General features: G+C 74.2%; 1 protein-coding gene. It reads right to left on the bottom strand.

Annotation, left to right across the window (positions count from 1 at the left end; all coding sequences use genetic code 11):
* Positions 1-99: 99 nt before the first annotated feature.
* A partial coding sequence (locus tag VQ03_RS30515; RefSeq protein WP_048454694.1) for an acyl-CoA dehydrogenase family protein occupies positions 100-931 on the bottom strand: 832 nt, incomplete at its 5' end.

Genomic DNA, 931 nt, shown 5'->3' on the forward strand with positions numbered 1-931 from the left:
CTCCGCTTTCGCTGGCCCCGGGATGACCGGGAGGGTGTCAGGCGGGGTGCGCGCTACCTTGGACGAGGCGTGATCGACGCGGCTATGCTGTCCCCCCCCTCACCCCGCGAGCGCCAACACCCCATCCTGCAGGAAGCCGCCGCCGCCCGTCACGGTCTCCTCCAGACCCCGCGCCGCCGTGGCGAGGTTCTCGGCGAAGAAGCGGGCGAGCGCGATTCGGGCCGGATGGGCCGGGTCGGTGTCGCCGGCCTTCGCCGCCGCGTTCGCCGCCAGCGCCGCTTGCGCCAGGCAGGTGCCGCCCTGGGCGAGGCCGAACAGGCGCAGGTAGGGGGTGGCGCCGGCGAGCGCCTCGTCCGGCCTGTTCGAGCCGAGAGCCTTGAGGAGGGAGCTCGTCGCCCGGTCGAGGGCTTCGATCGTCTCGCGCAGGCGCGGGGCGGTGTGGCCGAAGGCGGGACCGCCCTCCTTCAGCACCCGCTCGGCGACGAGGCGCATCGCGCCGATCTGGCCGCGCACCACCGCGCCGGCGTCCAGGGGCAGCTTGCGGGTGACGAGGTCGATCGCCTGGATGCCGTTGGTGCCCTCGTAGATCGCCGCGATGCGGGCGTCGCGCAGGTGCTGGGCGGCGCCGGTCTCCTCGACGAAGCCCATGCCGCCATGGACCTGGATGCCGAGCGACGCGACCTCGATGCCGATATCGGTCGAGAAGGCCTTGGCCACCGGGGTCAGCAGGGAGGCGCGGGCTTGCGCCGCCTTGCGCGCCGCCTCGTCCGGCGCCCGGTGCGCGCGGTCGATCGCTTCCGCCGTCAGGTAGCAGATGCCGCGAGAAGCCGCGGTCAGCGCCTTCATGGTGAGCAGCATCCGCTGCACGTCGGGATGCTCGATGATCGCGCTCGCGCCGTCCGTGGCGGCGCTCGCCCGGCCCTGGCGGCGG

The sequence above is a fragment of the Methylobacterium tarhaniae genome (assembly GCF_001043955.1).
Lineage (GTDB): Bacteria > Pseudomonadota > Alphaproteobacteria > Rhizobiales > Beijerinckiaceae > Methylobacterium > Methylobacterium tarhaniae.